At 61.7% G+C, this 15,081-nt stretch carries 17 protein-coding genes and 1 other RNA gene; 15 read left to right on the top strand and 3 right to left on the bottom strand.

What is annotated here, in order from left to right; genetic code table 11:
* The first annotated feature begins 204 nt into the window (after window positions 1–204).
* From NEK97_RS07485 to NEK97_RS07420, 14 genes are all read left to right on the top strand, one after another.
* Window positions 205–1,428, top strand: a complete 1,224-nt coding sequence (locus NEK97_RS07485; RefSeq protein WP_257369294.1) for an ATPase, T2SS/T4P/T4SS family — start codon at window positions 205–207, stop codon at window positions 1,426–1,428.
* Window positions 1,428–2,279, top strand: a complete 852-nt coding sequence (locus tag NEK97_RS07480) for a type II secretion system F family protein (RefSeq protein WP_257369186.1) — start codon at window positions 1,428–1,430, stop codon at window positions 2,277–2,279. The genes NEK97_RS07485 and NEK97_RS07480 overlap by 1 nt, the downstream gene beginning before the upstream one ends.
* Entirely contained in the window at window positions 2,276–3,217 is a 942-nt protein-coding gene (locus NEK97_RS07475; protein WP_257369185.1) for a type II secretion system F family protein, read from the top strand. Before NEK97_RS07480 ends, NEK97_RS07475 begins: the two co-directional genes overlap by 4 nt.
* Before the next feature lie 79 nt (window positions 3,218–3,296).
* Window positions 3,297–3,536 carry a hypothetical protein gene (locus NEK97_RS07470; RefSeq protein ID WP_257369184.1) on the top strand — a complete coding sequence of 80 codons (240 nt, stop codon included), beginning with the start codon at window positions 3,297–3,299 and terminating at the stop codon, window positions 3,534–3,536.
* A 25-nt stretch (window positions 3,537–3,561) separates the two neighbouring features.
* The gene (locus NEK97_RS07465; RefSeq protein WP_257369183.1) at window positions 3,562–3,966 is read left to right on the top strand and encodes a TadE/TadG family type IV pilus assembly protein; all 405 of its coding nucleotides are present in this window, start codon (window positions 3,562–3,564) and stop codon (window positions 3,964–3,966) included.
* 25 nt (window positions 3,967–3,991) lie between these two features.
* Complete coding sequence (locus NEK97_RS07460) at window positions 3,992–4,483, top strand: hypothetical protein (RefSeq protein WP_257369182.1); 492 nt, start codon at window positions 3,992–3,994, stop codon at window positions 4,481–4,483.
* Window positions 4,484–4,524: 41 nt separating this feature from the next.
* Window positions 4,525–4,935 carry a pilus assembly protein TadG-related protein gene (locus NEK97_RS07455; RefSeq protein ID WP_257369181.1) on the top strand — a complete coding sequence of 137 codons (411 nt, stop codon included), beginning with the start codon at window positions 4,525–4,527 and terminating at the stop codon, window positions 4,933–4,935.
* 65 nt (window positions 4,936–5,000) lie between these two features.
* Window positions 5,001–6,119 (top strand): peptide chain release factor 2, encoded by a 1,119-nt coding sequence (gene prfB, locus NEK97_RS07450; RefSeq protein WP_257369179.1) that lies wholly within the window; start codon window positions 5,001–5,003, stop codon window positions 6,117–6,119.
* 208 nt (window positions 6,120–6,327) lie between these two features.
* Window positions 6,328–7,092 carry a cell division ATP-binding protein FtsE gene (gene ftsE, locus NEK97_RS07445; RefSeq protein WP_026540084.1) on the top strand — a complete coding sequence of 255 codons (765 nt, stop codon included), beginning with the start codon at window positions 6,328–6,330 and terminating at the stop codon, window positions 7,090–7,092.
* Complete coding sequence (gene ftsX, locus NEK97_RS07440; RefSeq protein WP_211711497.1) at window positions 7,089–8,003, top strand: permease-like cell division protein FtsX; 915 nt, start codon at window positions 7,089–7,091, stop codon at window positions 8,001–8,003. Before ftsE ends, ftsX begins: the two co-directional genes overlap by 4 nt.
* A gap of 55 nt (window positions 8,004–8,058) precedes the next feature.
* Window positions 8,059–9,474, top strand: a complete 1,416-nt coding sequence (locus NEK97_RS07435; RefSeq protein WP_235520577.1) for a M23 family metallopeptidase — start codon at window positions 8,059–8,061, stop codon at window positions 9,472–9,474.
* A 65-nt stretch (window positions 9,475–9,539) separates the two neighbouring features.
* Window positions 9,540–10,010, top strand: a complete 471-nt coding sequence (gene smpB / locus NEK97_RS07430) for an SsrA-binding protein SmpB (RefSeq protein ID WP_235520576.1) — start codon at window positions 9,540–9,542, stop codon at window positions 10,008–10,010.
* Window positions 10,011–10,110: 100 nt separating this feature from the next.
* Window positions 10,111–10,479, top strand: a transfer-messenger RNA (tmRNA) gene (ssrA, locus tag NEK97_RS07425).
* Window positions 10,480–10,667: 188 nt separating this feature from the next.
* Window positions 10,668–11,654 carry a S1C family serine protease gene (locus NEK97_RS07420; protein ID WP_257369178.1) on the top strand — a complete coding sequence of 329 codons (987 nt, stop codon included), beginning with the start codon at window positions 10,668–10,670 and terminating at the stop codon, window positions 11,652–11,654.
* A 4-nt stretch (window positions 11,655–11,658) separates the two neighbouring features.
* Here NEK97_RS07420 and NEK97_RS07415 read toward each other — a convergent pair whose 3' ends face one another.
* Complete coding sequence (locus tag NEK97_RS07415) at window positions 11,659–12,033, bottom strand: hypothetical protein (protein ID WP_235520574.1); 375 nt, start codon at window positions 12,031–12,033, stop codon at window positions 11,659–11,661.
* 37 nt (window positions 12,034–12,070) lie between these two features.
* On the opposite strand from NEK97_RS07415, the gene NEK97_RS07410 reads away from it, so the two are divergent.
* Window positions 12,071–13,519: an MFS transporter gene (locus tag NEK97_RS07410; RefSeq protein ID WP_257369177.1), complete on the top strand. Its 1,449-nt coding sequence runs from the start codon at window positions 12,071–12,073 to the stop codon at window positions 13,517–13,519.
* Window positions 13,520–13,536: 17 nt separating this feature from the next.
* Here the strand turns inward: NEK97_RS07410 and NEK97_RS07405 are convergent, their stop codons facing one another.
* Entirely contained in the window at window positions 13,537–14,250 is a 714-nt protein-coding gene (locus NEK97_RS07405) for a metal-dependent transcriptional regulator (RefSeq protein WP_257369176.1), read from the bottom strand.
* A gap of 9 nt (window positions 14,251–14,259) precedes the next feature.
* Window positions 14,260–15,048, bottom strand: coding sequence for a class I SAM-dependent methyltransferase (locus tag NEK97_RS07400; protein WP_257369293.1), 789 nt, complete (start codon window positions 15,046–15,048; stop codon window positions 14,260–14,262).
* Window positions 15,049–15,081 lie beyond the last annotated feature (33 nt).

Below are 15,081 nucleotides of genomic sequence, written 5' to 3'. Positions count from 1 at the left end.
CATGGGACCAAAGGCCAGCTCCTAACGGCCTTACCCTAACATTCTGGAACTGGAGTGACTAGTGGGGTTGACGATACTGCAGTGACTCCTGATTCTGACTTATCCACATGTGCCTCCGAGTGACTTGAGGGGCTTTTGGCGCTCGCCTAGCGTGAGTCACTCGAGATGCGCTCGGTTGACCAATCCGTGACCATTGGGGGAGATGTGGACGCTGTAAAAATAGTCGAGGGCGAGGTCCGCGAACTTATCCGCCGCAGGGGTTTGGATCCCTTGGAGCAAACGGCCGATGTGCGTCGACTTGTTGAGGCCGCGGTCAGCGACTATGACGAGCGGGCGCTCCTCGGGCCCCTTCCACCTTTGGGACATCTCGAGGCGGCGCGCCGCCACGTCTTTGATGCCGTCGCCGGTTTCGGTCCCTTGCAGCCACTCCTGGATGACCCCTCCATCGAGGAGGTCTGGATTAATGCTCCCCATGAAATTTACGTGGCCCGGAACGGGGAATCTGAACTGACTGCTCTGAGCCTCACCGAGCAGCAGGTCCGGGACCTCGTCGAAAGGATGCTTAAGAGCTCGGGCCGGCGGCTGGACCTATCATCGCCGTTCGTGGATGCTGCGCTGCCGGACGGCTCAAGGCTGCACGTAGCCATCCCCGATATCACCCGGAAGCACTGGGCCGTGAATATCCGGAAATTTATTGCCAGGGCAAGCCGCCTGGAGCACCTCGTCGAGCTGGGAAGTCTGACACCCCAAGCAGCCAGATTCCTGGGCGCTGCCGTGGCCAGTGGCCTCAACATCTTGGTGTCCGGGGCCACCCAAGCGGGAAAAACCACCATGCTGAACTGCCTGGCGGCGAACGTCGGTTCCCGCGAAAGGGTAATAACGGTAGAAGAAATCTTCGAGCTTCAACTGCCGCTCCGCGATGTCGTGGGCCTGCAGTGCAGGCAGCCCAACCTGGAGGGCGAGGGCGAAATCCCGCTGCGTCGGCTGGTGAAGGAAGCCCTGCGTATGCGGCCCGACCGGCTGATCGTGGGAGAAGTCCGTGAAGCCGAAAGCCTGGACATGCTGATCTCACTCAATTCGGGCCTTCCCGGTATGTGTACGGTGCACGCCAACTCCGCTCATGACGCCGTAACGAAGATCTGTACCCTGCCACTGCTGGCAGGGGCCAACATTTCCAGTGCCTTCGTCCTACCCACGGTCGCTTCATGCATAGACCTCGTGGTGCACTGCGGTCGCCACTCCACCGGGCGCAGGCAGGTTACCGAGGTGCTCTCCCTGGGGCGCCGCGTGGAGAACGGGATCATCGAGTCATCCCAAGTCTTTGGCATGGTTGGCGGCCAGTTGCAGCCCAGAGCCAATTCCATGCCCGCGGTCGAGAAGTTTGCCCGGGCAGGTTTCGATGTTGCCGCCCTCCTGGAGTTGAACTGATGGCACCGCTTCTCGGGATTCTCTGTGGTCTTGGCGTATTTCTGGTGTGGTGGTCCACGTGGGAGCAGCCCGCCGGAAAGAAGAAAGCCAAGCCGCGGCGACTGGACCTCTTGCTGGTATCGGCGGGGATAGAAAAGGTAACGGCTGGCGGGCTCATTGCGACCTGCGCTGGATGTGGCCTTCTCGCCCTTCTCGTCTTCTTTGTGCTGACGGCCTCGCTTCCCATCGCTGTGTGCTTCGCAATTTTCGGTTCCTGGGTGCCCTTCGGCGTGGTTCGCTGGAGGGCGAAGAAGCGCCGCGCGGCGCTCCGCGTCCTTTGGCCGGACGTGGTGGATCATCTGCGCTCCGCCATCCGGGCGGGCCTGGCGTTGCCGGAGGCACTGATTCAGTTGGGTCACAACGGGCCGGATGAATTGCGTGCCCTGTTCCTCGACTTCGGGGCCGATTACAGGTCGGGTGGACAATTCGATGCTGCCTTGAACAGGCTGAAGGAGCGACTGGCTGATCCAGTGGCAGACCGGATTATCGAAGCACTTCGGATGACCCGGGAGGTGGGCGGATCCGACCTTGGCCGGATGCTTGGCACCCTCGCTGAGTTCCTGCGGGATAGTGCCCGGACACGCAGCGAGCTTGAGGCCCGGCAATCCTGGACGATTAACGCCGCCCGCCTCGCCGTCGCGGCCCCGTGGATCATCCTGGTGGTGATGGCAAGCCGGCCGGAGGCGATGCGGGCCTACAGCTCACCCCTTGGCGCCATGGTGCTGCTGGGAGGCCTCCTGGTCTCCGTGATCTGCTACGCGGTCATGCTGCGGATAGGCGCGTTGCCTGAGGACGAACGGATCCTTGCATGAGTTCAACAACAGCGCTCGCGGTCCTGTGTGGACTCCTGCTTGGGGCAGGGGTGTGGCTGACGATGGTTCGCCTGCCTTTTCTGCGCGGCATCACTCTGGCCGAACGAATCGAACCGCAGCTGAAGTCCAAGAACCTCGAATCGCGCCTTCTGCGCCCTCCCACGCAGAACCTGACGCCATTCGGACCCCTGGAACGGATACTCCGTCCAGTGATTCGTGACGCAATGCGGCAACTTTCCCGGTTCAATGTCGGTTCGACCGCCCTGGCCAAGCGGTTGGCGCGGGCGGGTTCGCAGAAGTCGACTCTTGATTACAGGGCCGAGCAATTGCTGTGGGCCGGCGCTGGCTTCGTGCTTGCTGTTCTGGTGGTTGCTGTCCGGGCAGCGACTGGACAGTTCAGCCCGGCACTACTGGTGGTCGCGGTCATCGGAAGTGCATTGGCGGGTTATCTGCTGCGTGACTACGTTCTTGGCCAACACATCAAGCGGCGCGAGTCCAGGATGCTGTCCGAATTTCCAGGCCTTGCCGAGCTCATGGCCTTGGCCGTTGCTGCAGGGGAGAGCGCGATGGGCGCCATGGACAGGGTGACCCGCAGCTCCAGCGGCGAGCTTTCCGCCGAATTCGCCAGGGTCATCGCGGATGCCCGCTCCGGAAAGCCGCTGCCAGAGGCCCTGCGAGGCTTTTCCTCCAGGGCGGAGCTGCCACCCCTCGTCAGGTTCTTCGACGGGCTGGTGGTTGCTGTGGAACGCGGCACTCCACTGGCCGGCGTACTCAGGGCGCAGGCTGCCGACGTCCGTGACGCCGCCAAACGCGAGCTGATGGAATCAGCCGGCCGGAAAGAGATCGCCATGATGGTGCCGCTCGTTTTCGGTGTACTTCCACTCACGGTGGTTTTTGCCGCCTTCCCAGCCATTGCAGCCCTGGAAATCAGCCTCTAGGAGGCTGGCCAGGTCCATCTCATCATCCTGTTCACCAACAAGCTGCTTCAACACCAGCTCGACACATAGTGGGGAAATCATGAAGAAAAAAGCTCAAAGCACAATTGCAGCCTGGGTCCTGGTACTTGGTTGCGGCTCTTGGTTCACGGCCGGACTGGGGGAGACAATGCCGGCCACGGACGACCATGAACGGGGGGACGTACCGGGTTGGGTCATGATCACACTGATGTCAGCCGTCCTGGTTGCGGGGCTGTTGGCCCTCGCTGCGCCGGCCCTAAAGGACCTCTTTAACCAGGCAATCCATCAGGTTGCCAAGTAGGCCGCGGCGCGGAAGGGTCCGTACCTTGGGTCATTGGCGTCGATCGGCGGCCTCGGCAGCTCCCGACGAGCAGGGGTCAGCGGTCGTCGATTTTGTTCTGGTCGGGACGTTGCTGACCCTGTTGTTCCTGTCAATCATCCAGTTCACCTTGGTCTTGCATGTCCGGAATACGCTCATCGATGCTGCGGCCTCCGGTGCACGCTACGGATCATTGGCGGACAGGACACCGACCGACGCCAAAGAGCGTGCTTCTGAGCTGATCGGCTCTGCCCTGAGTGCCGACTTCCCACGTGAGGTTACTGCGGCCGAGGCTACGACCGACGGCCTTCGCACCATGGAGGTGACTGTCAGGGCGCCTTTTCCGATGCTGGGTTTGATCGGGCCCGTCGGACTGATGGAGGTGAAAGGACATGCGGTTCTCCCGGGCTGACCTAAGGAGTCTGCTGTGGACGGCTATGCGGCAAAGGCTCGGTGACGCCCTGGGCGTGCGGACAGAAGTCGGGGCGGGCCGCGTACCTCATGCGATTCCCAGCGGGGCGCAGGAAGGAAGCGCTGCGGTCGAGTTCATCTTCCTGGCCTTGCTTTTAATGGTCCCGGTGGTCTATTTCGTCGTGACTGTCGGCCAACTGCAGGGCGGTTCCTTCGCCGTGGTGGGGGCGGCGGACCAAGCCGCGAAGGTCTATGTTGCCCAATCAAACCCGGCGGGCGCCCAACGGGCGGCTGAGCAAACTGTCCTCGTTGCACTGAAGGATTATGGCTACACTCCCGAGCAAGCCAGCTTTGAGGTCTCGTGCGACAGATCAGACTGCTCATCGGCGGGTGCCACGGTTTCCGTCGTTGTGCACTTGGATGTTCCCTTGCCCATGATGCCGTTTGCGGACGCCGGCCAACTGACGGCAAGCAGGGTGAGTGCGACAGCAACACAGGTTGTGGGGCGATACAGATGACGGGTTGCAGATGCAGCAGGACAGCCTCGGAGGACGGCCAAATGACAGTTCTTATCATCGGGTTTGTGGCGTTGTCCCTCCTGCTGGCAACAGCGGTGATGGCCGCATCCGCTGTGTACCTGGAACACAAGAAGCTGCTCTCCCTGGCTGACGGAGCAGCGCTCGCTGCCGCGGATGCGTACGTTGCGGGGGAGATAGGCGGGGGAAGCTCGCCATCGACCACGTTGGCGGACAGCAGGGTGCTTGCGGCGGCAGGCTCGTACTTGGACAAAAGCCATGCTTTCGATAGCCATGACCATTTGACCGTGCAAGCTGAAACAGGGCGTGGCCCGGGGGATACCGCTGTTGTGGTCCTGGCGTCCATCGCCCATCCGCCAGTGATCAGTTTCCTGCTTCCCGACGGTATCGCTGTTGAGGCCAAATCCACTGCACGGTCGAGGCTAACGCAGTAATGATACGGGCCAAAGTGTCCGGCCCCGACGGGGGAGTCCGATGAATAGCGTACGCTGGGATAACCATGGCTGACATTGATTTTCCCGCAGAAATCCGCGCCCTTCGCGCAACTTACGGCTCCATCGAGAACGTCACGGATGTTGATGCCCTCAAAGCTGAGATCGCTGAACTGAGCGAGCAAGCCGGTGCGCCGGACCTTTGGGACGACCCCGCAGCAGCCCAGGTGATCACGTCCCGGCTGTCGCATCGGCAGTCGGAAGTTGAGCGACTGTCGAAGCTTGCTTCCCGCATCGATGACCTCGAGGTGCTGGTGGAGTTGGGCCAGGACGAAGGCGACGAAGCTTCCATGGCCGAAGCCGCGAAGGAATTGGCCTCCATCCGCAAGGCACTGGAGGAACTCGAAGTCGTTACCCTGCTCTCGGGTGAGTACGACGAGCGGGAAGCAGTTGTCACGATCAGGGCGGGGGCAGGGGGCGTTGATGCCGCCGATTTCGCCGAGATGCTGATGAGGATGTACTTGCGCTGGGCAGAACGCCATGGTTATCCGACCACTGTCATGGACACTTCCTATGCGGAAGAAGCGGGTTTGAAGTCCGCCACTTTCGAGGTCAAGGCGCCATATGCGTTCGGCACACTGAGCGTAGAGGCGGGCACCCACCGCCTGGTCCGCATCAGCCCTTTCGATAACCAGGGCCGGCGGCAGACCTCCTTTGCGGCCGTGGAGGTCATACCCCTGATTGAACAGACGGACTCGATCGAGATTCCCGACAACGAAATCAGGGTGGACGTCTTCCGGTCCTCGGGACCGGGTGGCCAGTCGGTCAACACCACCGACTCCGCAGTACGGTTGACGCACATTCCCACTGGAATTGTCGTCTCCATGCAGAACGAAAAATCACAGCTCCAAAACCGCGCAGCGGCCATGCGGGTCCTTCAGTCCCGCCTCTTGTTGGTCAAGAAAGAACAAGAAGACGCGGAGAAGAAAGCACTGGCCGGTGACGTCAAAGCGTCGTGGGGCGACCAGATGCGTTCCTATGTGCTCAATCCGTACCAGATGGTCAAGGACCTGCGCACGGAACATGAAGTGGGCAACACATCGGCAGTGCTGGACGGCGATATTGACGACTTCATTGACGCTGGCATCCGTTGGCGCACGGGCAACCGCAACGCCGCTGCCAGCTAGGCCGTACAGCAGTCAGCAGATCCCGCAGGCTGTCAAAGGCTGTGAGGAGTCGGTCCGGATTCGGCGACACGCCCCTTAAAGGTCCGGTTTAGCTCCCTACCCGTGCGTATAGTCGAGTGGCCGGTGCTCTCACTTCCCCCATCGAAAGCCCGCGCTCCGGCTGTTGGACTGGGCGACTACGTCATGTCCGGCGGGGTTCTAAAGGGCCATGATCAGATTTGAGAATGTCACCAAGGTCTACGAGCAGAATGCCCGACCGGCGCTCGACTCTGTCAGCCTTGAGATCAACCGCGGCGAATTCACGTTCCTCGTCGGTGCCTCGGGCTCAGGCAAGTCCACGTTCCTGCGGCTGATCCTGAAGGAAGACAAAGCGTCCTCCGGGTCCGTTTACGTCGCGGGCCAGAACGTCGCCAACATTTCAAGCTGGCGGGTCCCCAAGCTCAGGCGCGGAATTGGCGTGGTCTTCCAGGATTTCCGCCTTCTGCCCCAGAAAAACGTCTTTGCCAATGTGGCCTTCGCGATGCAGGTCATCGGCAAGAGCCGCTCTATTATCCGCGAGACAGTGCCCGAGGTCCTGAAAACAGTGGGTCTGGAAGGCAAGGAACGGCGAATGCCGCATGAGCTCTCCGGTGGTGAGCAGCAGCGCGTGGCGATCGCCCGCGCCGTCGTCAATCGCCCCGGCATCCTGCTGGCAGACGAGCCGACCGGAAACCTGGACCCCATCACTTCGATGGGAATCATGGGAGTCCTGGACAAAATCAACCAGAACGGCACCACGGTGGTCATGGCCACCCACGACGACGACATCGTCAACGAGATGCGCCGGCGCGTGGTGGAACTTAAGAACGGTAAGGTCATTCGCGACGAAGCCAAGGCCCTGTACACATCGATGATTCCTGTGGTGGGGGAGTCGCGCCGTCTGCGCGATGCCAGCGGCGAGGAACTCGACCGGGCTCAGGGGGCACAGCTGTGAGGCTCCTCTTTATCCTCGGGGAAATCGGCAGTGGCTTACGCCGCAACCTGTCGATGGTGATTTCCGTAGTATTGGTGACTTTTGTTTCCCTGACGTTCGTGGGCGCTGCGGGGATGCTGCAGATGCAGATCAACCAGATGAAGGGCTACTGGTACGACAAAGTCCAGGTGGCGGTCTTCCTCTGCAACGACGGTTCGACGGCGGTTGGCTGCGCATCCGGTCCGGCCACGCAGGAGCAGCAGGACAACCTGAAGGCAATGCTGGAGTCCCCTGCCGTCAAGCAGTACATCAACGACTTCCAGTTCGAATCCCAGGCCGAGGCCTACACGCACTTCAAGGAACAGTTCTCCAACTCACCGATCGTGGACTCCGTGTCCGAGGACCAGCTGCCGGCCTCGTTCCGCATCAACATGAAGAACCCTGAGAAGTACCAGATCATCAGCGAAACGTTCTCCTCCCAGCCGGGCGTCGAGACCGTGAGTGACCAAAGACAGGTCCTTGAACGCATCTTCTCGTGGATGAACGGCGCCTCCGTGGCTGCTATTGGCGTTGCTGCGGTGATGATTTTCTGTGCGGTGCTGCTGATTACGACAACCATCCGCCTTTCAGCCTTCAGCCGTCGTCGCGAAACCGGCATTATGCGGCTCGTGGGCGCCTCCAAGATGGTCATCCAACTGCCGTTCATCCTCGAAGGCGTCATAGCCGCCGTCGTTGGAGCTTTGTTGGCTTCGGTCACCCTGTGGCTGATGGCTCATTTCTGGCTCAATGGCGACCTGTCCAGGCAATTCCTTAATACGCCGTTCATCTCGTCAGCGCAGGTCCTGGTGATCGCTCCGGTCCTCATTGCGCTGGGTGCGGGGCTCGCTGGTATATCGTCACTATTGACCTTGCGGCGCTACCTGAAGGTTTAGCCATGACCCTCCCGTTTCACCGAACAACCGTGCTGACAAGCGAAAAGGACTCCTGATGACCACGTTGGACCCGACCTCCCTGCGTCGGCGCCTTGCGTCCGGCCACGTTCGGATTCTGGGTGCTGCCCTTGCCGTGGGTCTGGCTGTCAGCCTCCTTTCAGGTGCCCCAACCGCGCAGGCAGACAACCTGGATGACCAGCAGGCCGCCCTGGAAGCAGAGTCGGCCAGGGTGCAGGCCTCCCTGGAATTCGTGGATGCGAATATCGCGAAGGCCGCAGGTGACCTGGTGATCTACCAAGGCCGTCTTCCGGGAGCCCAGCAGGCGCTGCTTGAGGCTCAGGGCCGGGTTGCCGGCGCAGTCAAGGAAGTCGAAGCGTTGGCTGCCCGGGTAGAGCTTGCCCAGCAGAACAAAGCGAAGATTACCGAACAGCTGGAAAGTGATAAACAAAAAATCACTGACACCAAAAAGCTGATCGGGCAGATTGCGTCCCAGGCGTACAAATCGGGTGGCGTGCCTACCAACATCGCCCTCTTGTTCGGCTCCAGCGAAACAGGAAGCCTGACCGAGTCCATGGATTTGGCTGACCAGGCGATGCGCAGCCAAAACGCAGCGATGACCAAATTGACGCAGCAAAACGCCACGAACGTGAACTCACAGGCGCGGCTGGTTGCGGTCGAGGAGGAAATCCAGGACCTGAAGGCCAAGGCTGATGCCGCGCTGGAGCGGGAGAAAGCGGCCCGGGATGAGGCTGCGAGCAAGAAAGCCGAAGTCGACAAGCTGATCGAAGACACCACCCGCTTGAACGGACAATTGCAAGCGGCCAAACCCGGGATCGAAGCCAACCTCGCTCGGGTGAAGTCCGAACAGGACAGCGTTGCAGCTGAGATTGTGGAGCGGGACCGCAAATTGCGGGAAGCGTGGGAAGCGGAGCAACGGCGTATCGCTGCGGAGGCCGCTGCTGCCGCAGCCGCGGCTGCGGCAGCACAGGGTAGGCCGGCGCCCCCGGAGCAGCCTTATGTTCCGCCCGCTGCGGGATCACCTTCGGCATTCGGTTTGCGGCACCCGTTCGCCAGCGCTGTGCCCATCACATCGGGGTTCGGTTGGCGTGCAACGCCGCCGGGCACTATCGACTTCTACGGCACGGGTGGTTACATGCACACCGGCATCGACTTCGGTGCGGCCTGCGGTACCCCCGTCTACGCGGCCGCCGCGGGCCAGGTGTTCAACTCCGGCTGGAACTCAGCAGACGGAGGTGGCTGGCGGGTCAAGATTTCCCACGGCGTTGTCCAAGGCAACTCGCTGACCACCATCTACTATCACAACAGCAGCATTGTGGTTGCCAATGGTCAGCAGGTCTCGGCAGGGCAGCTCATTGCCTACTCGGGCAGCACAGGTAACTCCACTGGTTGCCATGCGCACTTCGAAACCTGGCTCAACGGCTCGGCAGTGGACCCCATGACCCTTCTCTAAGGTGCGGGGGCCCGCCGGGGCTGGCGTACACTAGTTGAAATCCGCATCTAACAAGGAGTTCTACCGTGCCCAAGGAAAGTGGCCGTAAGGTAGTGGCCACCAATCGGAAGGCCCGGCACAACTACCTCATTCTTGATACCTATGAGGCAGGCATTGCCCTCATGGGAACCGAGGTGAAGTCCCTCCGCGAGGGCCATGCGTCCATGGTGGATGGCTTCTGCACCTTCTACAACGACGAGCTGTGGATGGAGGGTATCCACATCCCTGAGTACAACCAGGGGAGTTGGACCAACCATGCCGCACGCCGGCGTCGTAAGCTCTTGTTGCATCGCGAGGAACTGGACAAGATTTCGCAAAAGATCCGCGAGTCCGGCTTCACCGTCGTTCCGCTTCAGCTGTATTTCCTCGACGGGCGGGCCAAGGTCGAGATCGCCCTTGCCCGAGGTAAGAAGGATTACGACAAGCGGCAGACCCTCCGCGAGCAGCAGGATAAGCGTGAGTCCCTGCGTGAACTGCGTGAACGCAACCGACGTTAGCCGGCCAAGGCGCGTGTCCGGGAATGAAACTTCCGATTAATGCGCTATGCTAAGTAGTCCGGCGGAGCTTCCACAGTCCGACGGTTTGGTAACAAAATACGGGGATGATCGGTTTCGACGATGTTAGTCGCGACAGGTGAAGCGGGCCGAGGATGCAGAATTATCTCGTAAACGCTGTCTGCAAACCAATAAGTGCCGAATCTAAGCGCACTGACTTCGCTCTCGCTGCCTAAGCAGTAAGACAGTCCGTCAGCCCGGGGTTGCTATCGCCCCGGTTCCTGGCGTCATTTAGATAGCCACTGCTGTTTGCCTTCGTCATTGAGGTAAACGGGACTCTTAGATGACTGGGCCCGGATCAGCCGCCTGTTTGCAGGACGGCTGGGGCCGAGAAAATCCGACGCAAACTGCGCCCGGAGAAGCCCTGACAACACGACATCGGACGGGGGTTCAATTCCCCCCATCTCCACCCCGGAAAGCCCTCGGATCCTCGCGATCCGGGGGCTTTCTTCGTGCCGAAAACTACCTGCCCGTAAGCCACGTTCACCCACGGCGTACCGTAAACCGGACTAGCCCCCCAACCCCGGTCGTTGTACTGGGTAAGCGCGAAGCCGGACGGGGCGTGCGGATCGCGGTCCGACGTTTGGCAGGAGGCAAGTGATGAGTACCGAGCCTGAGTTTGAACAACAACACCCGGACGAAGACGAGGCCCTGGACGCGTATTCGCAGCTCGTCATCAGGGTGGCGGAGTCCGTAACACCCCATGTTGCTGCCATTGAAATGACAAGCACAGGGCGCCGTGGCCAAGTGCGTGTGGGAAGCGGATCCGCCGTCGTGTTTACGGGCGACGGGTACCTGCTGACGAACGCCCACGTCGTGGCGGGCATTCAGTCCGGCCGGGCCGTCTTCGCGGACGGTAAGCACACCGACGTGGAGTTGGTGGGTGCCGATCCTCTGTCAGATCTTGCTGTGGTCCGTGGGTTGAGATCCACGCCGCCTCCGGCGCTGCTGGGTAACGCGGACTCTTTGCGTGTAGGGCAGTTGGTCATCGCCGTGGGGAACCCCCTCGGCCTGGCCGGGTCCGTGACTGCCGGCGTGGTCAGTGGCCTGGGTCGCTCCATCCCTGTCCGGGCAGGAGAACACCGGCGGGTGATTGAAGATGTCATCCAGACCGATGCTGCGCTGAATCCAGGAAATTCCGGTGGGGCTTTGGCTGATACGAGGGGCCGCATCGTCGGCATCAACACTGCTGTCGCCGGACTTGGGCTGGGGTTGGCTGTTCCCATCAACAGGACGACGCAGAGGATCATTGCCTCGTTGCTGCGGGATAGCCGGGTGCGTCGAGCCTACCTGGGCCTGGTCAGCACCCCGATACCCCTTGACGCCAGTGCCGTGGTGCGGACAGGCCAGAAGGAAGGCTTACGCGTCGTCGAGGTGATCGCGGGCTCACCTGCTGAGCGGTCCGGACTCCAGCCAGGTGATCTGGTGCTGCGTGCCCAGGGGAGGGCGGTGTCCAGCGCGGAAAGCCTCCAGAAGCTGCTCTTTGAGGAGGCGATCGGCGAACCGTTCCCGCTGACGGTGCTGCGGGAGGGCCGGACCTTCCAGCTTCTCGCAGTACCTTCGGAGATGAGCCAGCAGGCGGGTTAGCCGGCTAGGCCTGGTTCTCCGGAACGTCCACGACGCCGACGAAGCGGCTGCCAACGCCTTCGTATTCGCTGCGGACTTCGCCGAGGAACAGCTTGGGCAGCTCGGAGTTCCGGTGCGTGCCGCAATAGACGAACGAGAAGTCCGGCCACCACTTCTTGGGCCGGACAGCCTCAGAGTAGCCGCACACAGCGCATGTGAGGTGGACCCAGACTGGGCGCTTTCCGGTGCGGTTGGCACGGGACTGCACGAGCCAGGCCGGGGGATTGTCCTGCATGTCGCGAAGCTCGGCCTCGCTAAGGCGGGACGGAATGCCGTGGCGTTGGGCCATTTCCATCGAAATATCCAGGGCCAGGGCGGCGTCACGTCTGCTAATCACCATTCAACGATACGGGACTCCTTCGGCGTAGGCTGTGCTCATGACTGACGCAGCCGCTGTGGAACCGAGCACCCCGCTCCAAAAACGCGTGCTGGTGGTGGCAATCGTGGCTTCGTTCATTGCGATCCTTGACGGTTTTGTGGTGAATCTCGCACTTCCGGCCATTGGGCGGGAACTGGGCGGTGGCCTGGTCATCCAGCAGTGGGTGGTGGATGCGTACTTGCTGACGTTGGGTGCCCTCATCCTGGTGGCCGGCTCATTGTCCGACCATTTTGGCAGGGCCAGGATCCTGGAATGGGGCCTGGCCGGGTTCGCGGTGACCTCGGTGATGTGCGGGCTTGCCTGGACCGGCGAAGTCCTTGTAGTCTCACGTGCCCTGCAGGGAATTGCCGGTGCGCTCCTGGTCCCGAGTTCGTTGGCCATGATCGTTACCTCGTTCTCCGGCCCTGCCCAGTCCAAAGCCATTGGCCAGTGGTCCGGGTGGACCAGCGCGGCTGCCATTGTGGCGCCGCTTATCGGCGGTGTCTCTGTGGATTTGCTTTCCTGGCGGGTCATTTTCTTCATCAACGTTGTCCCTGCAGCCCTGATCTGGCCTATGCTGTCGGGCTTGCGAGCAAGTGACGCCGCACGGGACAAGAGCAAGAAGATCGACTATCTCGGTGCGTTCCTGGCGATGGTCGGCCTGGGTGGTCCCGTATATGCCTTCATCGAGCAGGGCAGGATGGGCTGGGAGAGCCCGCTGGTGTGGGCACCGCTGGTGGTTGGGGCGGTAGCTTTGGCACTCTTCCTTGTCCACGAAGCGCGGACTGCCCAGCCGATGCTGCCGCTGCGGCTCTTCGCTATCCGCAATTTTGCGTGGGGCAACGTGGCTACCTTGGCTATTTACGGCGGGATTTCGCTGGGGTTCTTCGTCCTGGGCATCTACCTTCAGCAGGTGGGCGGTATGGGTGCGACATTGGCCGGCATTGCACTGCTTCCGGGTACGGTCATCCTGATGCTGTGTGCGTCGTATTTTGGCGGCCTTGCCGGCAAGTATGGCCCTCGTTGGTTCATGACGGCAGGTCCGTTGTTGTGCGGCGTGGGCTTCCTGATGTCATTGACGGTCCAGGAGCCCCTCAACTATTGGACGCAGGTGCTTCCCGGCCAGATTGTCTTTGGCGTGGGTTTGGCTACTCTGGTGGCTCCCCTGACGGCGGCGATACTGGGTGCAGTGCCCACGGAGGAGGCCGGTATAGGCTCGGCGGTCAATAACGCAGTGGCTCGCATTGCCGGCTTGATTACCATTGCCTTCGCCGGGGTGATCGTTGGACCGGTGTTCACGCGGCAGGGCCTGGATAATGCCTTGCTGGTCACCGCGGCCCTTTTCGTCATCGGGGGCCTGGCGTCCGCCGTCGGGATCCGGAACCCGCCGCGCGAAGCGGCTGCCTCTGCCGGAAGCGTTACTGATACGGCGTCCGACGACGGCGGTCCCGCCAGCCAGCGCAGCTAGCCGGACGTGCGGCTGCTTCAGCGCCCGGGGAGCACGCACCCAGGATGGACTCCTGCGCTTTGGACCCACAGGGCCGATGCGACTTCATCGGCCAGGTCAAACTCACGGCGATCCGGTCCGCTGCCGATCCTCACAACGAGTGCCCCACCGAACGGCTTGCGCCCCATGACTTCAACAGGCGCGTCCAGCGCGATGTCCTGGGCAGCCAGGTAACGGAGGAGATCGGGGTTTTCGTCGCTGATGCGGGTGATCTTCCCGGCATGCCCTTGGTCCAGTTCGATCATTTGGTACGCGTGCGGCAAGTCCACCATTCCGTCTGCCGACGGAATGGGATCGCCGTGCGGATCCCGGACGGGGTGTCCAAGCTTGGCTGACATGCGTTCGATGAAGGTGTCGGACACCGCATGCTCAAGCATCTCTGCTTCGTCGTGGACCTCGTCCCAGCTGTAGCCCAGTTCCTCCACAAGGTAGGTTTCGATGAGCCGGTGCCGACGCACCATGGACAAGGCCAGCCGCATGCCTTCAGCGGTCAGTCGAATGGCGCTGTAGGGCTGGTGGTCAACCAAGCCCTGGTCTTTGAGCTTGCGGACCATTTCCGAGACGGAGGAGTTGGCCACGCCCAGCCTTTGGGCGAGCTGGGAGGACGTGATCGGCTTGTCCTGCCACTCCGTATAGGAGTAGATGACCTTGACGTAGTCCTCGATCGAGGAGGAGGGCGTACTGGTCTTCACACACCAAGCCTACCGTGGCGGCGCACCCTGGACCTTGAGTGCACGCCACGTTTGCGTCACGTAGGGCACGGGCACTGTTTCGCCCGCAGCATGTCCAAGATGTTCGTGGAGGTACCACTGGAGGTTATCCATGACTTTCGCCCGGGTGGCCTCGCCGGCACGGAGGTAGTAACTGCGCGACTTCGCCAACTCCATGATGTCCTCCGGAGTCAGGGGATCCTCCCATGTGGTCAGGTGGCGTTCCAGGCCATGGAACTCCGGACCGATAACTGGCCGGAATCCCGGCTTGTGGACATCTCCTGCGTGCATGATCCGGGACAGCCTGTGGACCCAGGGAATGGACGTGTCCAGCTGGTTCCACACCAAGCCCATCGTTCCGCCGGGCCTGAGGATCCTGGCGATCTCCGTGCTGGCGGGGAGGGGGTCGCACCAGTGCCATGCCTGCGCAACGCTGACGACGTCGAATGCTGAGTCCGTCAGCCCTGTTGCCTCGGCTGTTCCCACCAGTGCGTTGACCTGCGGATAGCTTTTGCGCAGTTGTTCCAGCATGTCCGGTGAAGGATCGACGGCGGCAACCTCCAGGTCCCGCTGGAGGAGAAGCGACGTGAACTTGCCGGTGCCCGCCCCGATGTCGGCCGCTGTCAGGGCCCCTTGGGGCAGGATCCATTCCAGGGAGTCCATGGGGTATCCGGGGCGCACGCGGTCATAATGTTCCCCGCCGTCCTGGAAGCTTTGGCCCAGTTCGTGCCTGCGGGTGGCGTGGAGCTTGGGACCGCGTGGTCCTGCTGGTCCGGGAATGACCGCCGGATGACTCGCGGCTCCGGGGGACGG

It is taken from the genome of Paenarthrobacter sp. UW852 (assembly GCF_024608385.1).
Taxonomy (GTDB): Bacteria; Actinomycetota; Actinomycetes; order Actinomycetales; family Micrococcaceae; genus Arthrobacter.
Note: the sequence above shows the minus strand (reverse complement) of the source record. Positions and strands in the feature narration are given on the sequence as shown.

What these genes read in the sequence shown, in the direction of transcription:
- NEK97_RS07460 (WP_257369182.1), top strand. Translation starts at nt 3,992, where the DNA reads ATGCGGCAAAGGCTCGGTGACGCCCTGGGCGTGCGGACAGAAGTCGGG.
- NEK97_RS07420 (WP_257369178.1), top strand. Translation starts at nt 10,668, where the DNA reads ATGAGTACCGAGCCTGAGTTTGAACAACAACACCCGGACGAAGACGAG.
- prfB (WP_257369179.1), top strand. Translation starts at nt 5,001, where the DNA reads ATGGCTGACATTGATTTTCCCGCAGAAATCCGCGCCCTTCGCGCAACT.
- NEK97_RS07470 (WP_257369184.1), top strand. Translation starts at nt 3,297, where the DNA reads ATGAAGAAAAAAGCTCAAAGCACAATTGCAGCCTGGGTCCTGGTACTT.
- NEK97_RS07455 (WP_257369181.1), top strand. Translation starts at nt 4,525, where the DNA reads ATGACAGTTCTTATCATCGGGTTTGTGGCGTTGTCCCTCCTGCTGGCA.
- NEK97_RS07415 (WP_235520574.1), bottom strand. Translation starts at nt 12,033, where the DNA reads ATGGTGATTAGCAGACGTGACGCCGCCCTGGCCCTGGATATTTCGATG.
- NEK97_RS07410 (WP_257369177.1), top strand. Translation starts at nt 12,071, where the DNA reads ATGACTGACGCAGCCGCTGTGGAACCGAGCACCCCGCTCCAAAAACGC.
- NEK97_RS07435 (WP_235520577.1), top strand. Translation starts at nt 8,059, where the DNA reads ATGACCACGTTGGACCCGACCTCCCTGCGTCGGCGCCTTGCGTCCGGC.
- NEK97_RS07475 (WP_257369185.1), top strand. Translation starts at nt 2,276, where the DNA reads ATGAGTTCAACAACAGCGCTCGCGGTCCTGTGTGGACTCCTGCTTGGG.
- ftsE (WP_026540084.1), top strand. Translation starts at nt 6,328, where the DNA reads ATGATCAGATTTGAGAATGTCACCAAGGTCTACGAGCAGAATGCCCGA.
- NEK97_RS07480 (WP_257369186.1), top strand. Translation starts at nt 1,428, where the DNA reads ATGGCACCGCTTCTCGGGATTCTCTGTGGTCTTGGCGTATTTCTGGTG.